Source organism: Sphingomonas sp. T1, from assembly GCF_902506585.1.
GTDB classification, from domain to species: Bacteria; Pseudomonadota; Alphaproteobacteria; order Sphingomonadales; family Sphingomonadaceae; genus Sphingomonas; species Sphingomonas aerolata.
In genome coordinates this window covers 401,107-407,867 of record NZ_LR733875.1, presented here as the reverse complement: position 1 = coordinate 407,867, position 6,761 = coordinate 401,107, and the positions used below count along the sequence as shown (strand labels likewise).

Below are 6,761 nucleotides of genomic sequence, written 5' to 3'. Positions count from 1 at the left end.
GACCGGCACCCCCGCCAGCCGCGCCGCCACCACCGCGCCAGCGATCGCGACGATTGCACGCCCCCCCACCCGCCGCAACGTCTCGAACGGCGTACGCGGGCAATCGCCATGTCGCGCGATCCCCGCCTGGACCACCGCGATTTTCCGCGAGATTCCCGCCACATCGACCCCCGTCCCCGGCCCAACCCAGTCCGCGGCGGTTCCGCCGTAACTGCGCAGACACAGCGCTGCGGCCGACGTGGAATTCCCGATCCCCATCTCACCCACGACAAGCATGTCGAGCCCCGGCACGACGACGTCGGCGCCGATGTTGAGTGCGGCAAGACACGCGGCTTCGTCCATCGCCGGCCCCGTCGTGAAATCTGCCGTAGGGGTTTCCAGATCGATGTCGGCGATGACGAGCTCGAGCCCGACGGCATCCGCCAGCGCATTGATCGCCGCGCCCCCATGGCGGAAATTCTCGACCATCTGTGCGGTTACGGAGACCGGAAAGGCGCTGACCCCGTGCACCGCAACGCCGTGATTTCCGGCGAAAATTGCCGCTCGCGCACGCTCGAACCGCGGCCGCTCGCGCCCCTGCCAGCCCGCCATGAAGACTGCGAGGTCCTCAAGTCGACCAAGCGATCCGGGTGGCTTGGTCAACTGTATTTGCCGCCGCGATGCCGCCCCTCGCGCGGCTTCGTCCGCCGCAGGAAGGGCCTCCAGCGCCGCCTCGAACGCCGCGACCGTCGAAAACAGCGTCACTGCGCGACATAGCCGGCGGGGGGCGTCCGGGTGATGAAATGCCCCTTGATCCCCGCAGGCCACTGCCGAAACGGCACCTGCCCCTCCGCACTCTCCGCATGCAGCACGGCATAATCAAGGATCGCCCGCGCAGCCTCCTCATCAGGCGTGAAGCGCCCCAGCACATAACCGATCTTCGCGGGCCCGCGGACATGGATGGTGCAGAAGTCTTGGCACGCGAACAGGCACGGCATCGCCTGCACCGCAATCCCGGCATAGCGCGGATCACTCGCCTGGACCGCCTGCAATGCCGCGACGAGTCTCGCACCGCCGCGCATGCCCTCGGCGTCGTCCTTCGCATCGGTGGACGCGCGGCAGGTGCTGCAGGCGACGACGGCCGCCCCGTCTTCGGCGGGAACCAGTAGATTTGGCATTAAGACCCCATGACATACGCGCCCGCGGCACAGGCCGCAGGCTGGTTATGTCGTCGCGCGGGTTTACCCCCGTCCGCTCGGCGCACCCTGGCCGGACGAAAGACGACTGCGACGGGCAGGTCTCCTGGCTCACGGGTCACAGCCCTTCGCGCCGCCTTCTCGGGACCGGGATCCCAATGGCATGATGGCACGATGGCTCGCCGCTTACAGTTGCAGGGGCAGCCGGGGTTCTCCCGTTCCCTTTTCATCCCCGTCGCCGGGGAACCTGTCGCGGTCAGAGGGATAGGCCGGGCGAGCGGCCCGGGTCAATCGCCCTGCGCGCTGTCACGCGTGAGCGGCACGACGACCGGCACGCCCTCGACCGAGCCGAACCAAGCTCGAACGCCGTAGGTCTCGCGCAGGCGAGCCGGCGTCAGCACCGTGGAGGGCGCGCCGTCGGCCACGAGCCGGCCCGCATCGAGCACGAGGATGCGATCACAATAGCGCGCGGCGAGCCCCAGATCATGCAGCACGGCGATCACCAGCACGCCCCGTGCAGCTTGCGCCCGCAGGATCTCCATGACTGCGATCTGATGCGCGGGATCTAGCGACGCGAGCGGCTCGTCGACGATCAGCGCCGGCGCCTCCACCGCGAGCGCCCTTGCCAGCAGGACGCGGGCCCGCTCACCCCCCGAAATCTCGGTCGCGACACGCGCGGCAAGCGAGGTTACGTCCGCCGCCGCCATCGCACGGGCAATCGCGGCATGGTCGTCCCGTGAGATGCGGGACAGCGGTGCGAGATGGGGCAACCGGCCCAGCGCGACGAGACGTTCGACGCTCAGCGGCCAATGAAGACTTTGACCCTGCGGCAGATACGCAACCGTCCGCGCAATCTCGCGTCGCGAGCGCTCCGCCAGCGGAACGCCGTCGAGCAGGATCGCCCCCGTAGCGGAAACCAGCCCGAGCAGCGCCTGAACCAGCGTCGATTTGCCCGCCCCATTGGGGCCGACGATCCCGATGAGCGCGCCGCCCTCTGCCGCGAAACTGACATCGTCGACCACAACCCGCCCTGCACGGCGGACGCTGAGGCTGTCCGCGGAAAGGGCTACCACAGCCGCCGCTCGCGCATCAGGTGGACGAGGAACACCGGCACGCCGAGAAACGCGGTGACGACCCCGAGCTTAAGTTCGTTCGACGTCGGGATCACCCGGACCAGCACGTCGGCAAAGGTCAGCAATGCTGCCCCGCCCAGTGCGGAGGGGAGCAGGATCGCCGATGGCGAACGATCGGTCATCGGCCGGACGAGATGCGGAACGATCAGGCCGATGAACCCGATCGCGCCCGATACCGCGACCGCCCCGCCAACCCCGATCGCCACCCCGACCAGCATCCGCATGCGCGTCCGACGCAGATCGACGCCGAGCGCGCGCGCGCCATCCTCGCCAAGCGTCAGCGCGTCGAGCGCATGGCCGTCCCAGGCGACCAGCACCATGCCGAGTGTGATACAGGGCAGCGCCAACGCAACATGGCTGAACGACCGGTCTTCGAGCGACCCAAGCAGCCAAGTCATAATCTCCATCGCCGCAAACGGGTTCGGGGACAGGTTGAGCGCAAGGCTGACCCCCGCGACGGCCAGCGTTCCGACCGCGATCCCCGCGAGGATCAGTGACAAGGCACTTTGCGACCCCGCCGACAGCACGAACAGCAACCCCAGCGCCGCGAACGCCCCGGCGATCGCCACAATCGGCAGCATCGCCGGATGAAGCTCCGCCAGCCCGAAATACAGCGCGATCACCGCGCCCAGCGATGCGCCGTTCGACGCACCCAGCACCGATGGCTCGGCCAACGGATTGCGCAGGAACCCCTGCAGCGCGGCACCCGAAAGCCCCAGCATCGCGCCGACCGCGAGCCCGAGGATCGCGCGCGGCAGACGAAGTTCGAACAGGATCGCGCGTTCGATCGGATCGCCCTGCCCGCTGAGCGCCCGCACGACATGCGCCAGCGGGATCGCCGCGCTCCCCACCGCGACCGACGCGGCGCCGGCCAACAGCGCAAGCAGCGCGAGGCCACCGACCAATCGCGCACGCGTCACGCGTTCCATAGTGCCAGATCCCACCGCATCGATTTCCGCCTAGCGCATAAGCGGCCGCTGCGGCAGGGCTTTGCGCATGCGCGGCCGCCGTCTCCTGACCATCCTGATGATCGCTGCCGCCGGCGCACCCGCCGCGGCGGCGCCGCCTAGACCGCCGCGGCGTATCGTTTCGCTCAACCTGTGCGCGGACCAATATCTTCTGGCGCTCGCCGACCCCGCGCAGATTGTCGCGCTCACCCGGTTCGCACGCGATCCGAACATGTCCGCGGCCGCCAACGCCGCGCGTACCATGCCCGTCAGCCGCGGCAGCGCGGAAGACGTGCTGATGCTGCACCCCGATCTGGTGATCGCCTCGCCGTTCCGACGCCAGACGGTCACGGCCATTCTCGCCGGCCGGAACGTCGCGACGCTCGATCTGCCCCCCGCGGACAGCTATGCCGCGATCGTTTTGCAAGTCCGTCAGGTCGCCGCCGCCATCGGCCACCGCGATCGCGGCGAAACGCTGATCCACCGGATGGACGCCGCGCTCGCACGATTGCCGCGCGCGCCGGGAGGTCGTACGGCGGCCTATTATCAGCGTCGGGGTTTCCTGACCGGCACCGGCACGCTCGTCGACGAACTGATGCAGCGTCTCGGGCTTGCCAATCTCGCGACCCGGCTCGGCAAACCGGCGCTATCGCAGCTCTCGCTCGAACAGATGGCGCTGGCACGCCCGGACTATCTAATCGTCGAGAGCGCCACCGACCGCGTGACCGATCAGGGCACCGAGATGCTGCATCATCCGATTCTCGACGGGATCCCCCGTATGCGCATCCCCGAGGCGTGGACCGTCTGCGGAGGTCCCGCCTATGTGCTGGCCGCGCAAAGCCTTTCAGCGCAGTTGCGCACGCCGCGTCCGGCGGTTCCTCGCCGCGGCCGTTAGAACTCGACGCCGGCCTGGGCCTTGACCCCACCCCGGAACGGATGCTTGACCTGCCCCATCTCGGTGACGAGATCCGCCGCGGCAACCAAAGCATCGGGCGCGTTGCGCCCCGTCGCCACGACATGCGTCATCGCCGGTCGCGCCGCGAACCCCGCAAGCACCTCGTCGAGTGGCAGATAGTCATAGCGCAGGACGATGTTGATCTCGTCGGCAATGACCATCGCATAGCTCGGGTCGGCGATCATCCGGCGGACCTCGTCCCACCCTTCGCGCGCCACTGCGATGTCGCGGGCCCGATCCTGCGTATCCCAGGTAAAGCCCTCGCCCATCGGCTTGAATTCGACCAGATCGGGAAAGGCGTCGAAGATGACCTTCTCGCCGGTCGTCATCGCACCCTTGACGAACTGCACGATCCCGACCTTTCGCCCATGCCCCATCATCCGCACCGCCATGCCGAGCGCCGCGGTGGTCTTACCCTTGCCCGGCCCGGTGTGGACCATGAGCAGGCCCTTTTCGATCGTCTTGGCAGCGACGATCTTGTCCTGGACGACCTTCTTCTTGGCCATCCGCGCCGTGTGCTCCGCCTCGCTCCGCATCAGAATGCTGCCTTCACGCCGGCATAGGCGCCGCGACCCTGACCGACATAGCTGAACACCTCCTCGTACCGCTCGTCGAACAGGTTTTCGACCCGACCGAAAACCGACAGCCCGGGCGTCAGCTTGTACGCCGCGTTCAGGTTGACGAGGACATATTCCTGGAGCGAGACGCGGACCGGGACATAGCTTGGATCGGTATAGGCGTCGTCCTGCTGCCGGCCGTTATACCGCACGGTGAGGGTCGCCGAGGCGCGCTCGTCGCGGCTGAACGCGGTCATGTTGACGCTGCCGATATGGTTGGGGCGCCGGATCTCCACGCCCCCGTCCTCGCGCGCCTTAAGATAGGTATAGGCGAGGTCGAAGCGCAGCTGCGCGATCGGCCGGGCGGTGGCGAACACTTCGACGCCGTGCTGCATCGATCGCGTATCGCGGTTACCGGGCGTCGCGACGAAATCGGGGGCGGGATAGGTGGTGAAGATCTCGTTCGTCAGGCGACTGTCGAAATAGGTCGCGCCGATCGTCGCACGATCCCCCCCGAAAACCTGTTCGACCCCGGCTTCCCAACCCTTTGACTTTTCCGGCTTGAGATTCGGGTTGCCGATATAGCGACCGTCGGAATAACCGAAGAGATCGAAATAGCCGGGATTCTTCACGCCCGTCCCGTAGGCGCCGCGCACCCGCGTTCCGGTCGCAAAGCGATAGCTCGCCTGCGCGCGATAGGTGGTGGTGTCATCGAACCGATTATTCTCGTCACGCCGCACCGATCCGCCGATCGCGAGCGCATCGTCGATCACGACGTCATACTGGCCAACGAGCCCGACATTGTCGGTATGCCGCCGTCCCGTAAAGACGAACTCCGAAGGAGCCGCGCTAAGCGTCTGGAACTGCTCGCGCTCGACATCGACCGCGGCGGTCAGCCGATGCCGGATGCGATCGGTCCCGAACCGGAACGCGCTTTCGAACGATCCCTTGTACCGCCGTCCCTTGTTGCCAAAGCTCAAGGCATCGTCGACCAGCGCCCGGCGTGTCGTATCGGCAAACTGGCCGCTGAGCGCATTCGTCCAGCGGCCATCCGCCAGCGCCAACTCGGCCCGGACGAGCCCGTAATAGGCCTCGACCGTGCTGCGCGCGCCTGGCGTATCGACGATCGTGCCGAACTGCGGGCCGCTCAATGCCGTGTCGTTGCTGTCGGCATCGGTATAGCTATAGCGCCCGACGCCCGTGACCTTCAGCGTGTCGGTCGGCGACCAGTTGAGCTTGCCCGTCGCGCCGACGCTCTTCGCTCCGATGTCGCGCGATCCGCCCCGTGCGGTCGGCGTGCCGTCGGTGAGGTAGGTCGAGCTCGATAGCGCGTAATCGAGATTGCCCGCCACGCCCGCGACCCGGGCGCCGCCCGAAAACGTGCCGAACGATCCCCCCTCGGCCCGCAGCGATACGCCCGGGGCCTCCGCGCCGCTGAGCGTGAGATACTGGATGACGCCGCCGATCGCGTCGGACCCGTACAGCGCCGATTGCTGGCCGCGCAGCACCTCGACCCGTGCCGCCTCGTCGGCAATCAGCGTGCCGAAGTCATATTCGCCCTGATAGGGATCGGACACTTCGATCCCGTCGATCAGCACGAGCACGTGATTGCCCTCCGATCCGCGGATCCGGACCTGCGTCGTCCCCCCGACCGCGCCGGTCCGGCTGACCGCCAGTCCGGGGACGTCGCGCAGCACGTCGGACACGATCCGGGTCTGCCGCTGGTCGAGCGTGGCGGCGTCGAGCACCGTCACCGACGCTCCGAGCTGATCGGCGGGAACCGCGTCCCCCGATCGCGATGCGGTGATCACCAGCTCGGCGGCGCCCGCTGCCGCCTCGCCCGTCGCCGCAGTAACCGGATCGGGCTCGGCCGCGGTCGGCGATGCAAAGGCCGTGGCGGTCGCGAGCGCCGCAAGCGAAACGAAAACTCTGGTCATGAAACGATACCCCCGGCGTCACGAGCGACCGGCCGGGGCCTGCCGTCCGATGCCACG

The 6,761-nt window shown here is 67.9% G+C and carries 7 protein-coding genes and 1 riboswitch; of the genes, 1 reads left to right on the top strand and 6 read right to left on the bottom strand.

Annotated features, from left to right (window positions below):
- The 4 genes from GV027_RS01745 to GV027_RS01730 form a co-directional block, all read right to left on the bottom strand.
- Nucleotides 1–744 (bottom strand): nicotinate-nucleotide--dimethylbenzimidazole phosphoribosyltransferase (locus GV027_RS01745; protein ID WP_159510771.1); only part of this gene is annotated, 744 nt, incomplete at its 3' end.
- A complete protein-coding gene (locus GV027_RS01740; RefSeq protein ID WP_056407800.1) occupies nucleotides 741–1,157 on the bottom strand; it encodes a DUF1636 domain-containing protein in 417 nt (138 codons plus the stop codon). The genes GV027_RS01745 and GV027_RS01740, both read right to left, overlap by 4 nt.
- A gap of 97 nt (nucleotides 1,158–1,254) precedes the next feature.
- Nucleotides 1,255–1,441, bottom strand: a riboswitch (cobalamin riboswitch).
- 21 nt (nucleotides 1,442–1,462) lie between these two features.
- Nucleotides 1,463–2,248, bottom strand: a complete 786-nt coding sequence (locus GV027_RS01735) for an ABC transporter ATP-binding protein (RefSeq protein WP_159510770.1) — start codon at nucleotides 2,246–2,248, stop codon at nucleotides 1,463–1,465.
- Entirely contained in the window at nucleotides 2,242–3,237 is a 996-nt protein-coding gene (locus GV027_RS01730) for a FecCD family ABC transporter permease (RefSeq protein ID WP_159510769.1), read from the bottom strand. Before GV027_RS01730 ends, GV027_RS01735 begins: the two co-directional genes overlap by 7 nt.
- 67 nt (nucleotides 3,238–3,304) lie before the next feature.
- Here GV027_RS01730 and GV027_RS01725 point away from each other — a divergent pair, with 67 nt between their 5' ends.
- Complete coding sequence (locus tag GV027_RS01725; RefSeq protein WP_443029518.1) at nucleotides 3,305–4,150, top strand: ABC transporter substrate-binding protein; 846 nt, start codon at nucleotides 3,305–3,307, stop codon at nucleotides 4,148–4,150.
- On the opposite strand, the gene cobO is transcribed toward GV027_RS01725, so the two are convergent.
- Together cobO and GV027_RS01715 are read right to left on the bottom strand one after the other, a co-directional pair.
- Entirely contained in the window at nucleotides 4,147–4,746 is a 600-nt protein-coding gene (gene cobO / locus GV027_RS01720; RefSeq protein ID WP_443029517.1) for a cob(I)yrinic acid a,c-diamide adenosyltransferase, read from the bottom strand. The genes GV027_RS01725 and cobO overlap by 4 nt on opposite strands.
- On the bottom strand, nucleotides 4,746–6,704 hold the full coding sequence (locus GV027_RS01715) for a TonB-dependent receptor plug domain-containing protein (RefSeq protein WP_159510768.1): 1,959 nt from the start codon (nucleotides 6,702–6,704) through the stop codon (nucleotides 4,746–4,748). The genes cobO and GV027_RS01715 overlap by 1 nt, the downstream gene beginning before the upstream one ends.
- Nucleotides 6,705–6,761: the final 57 nt, after the last annotated feature.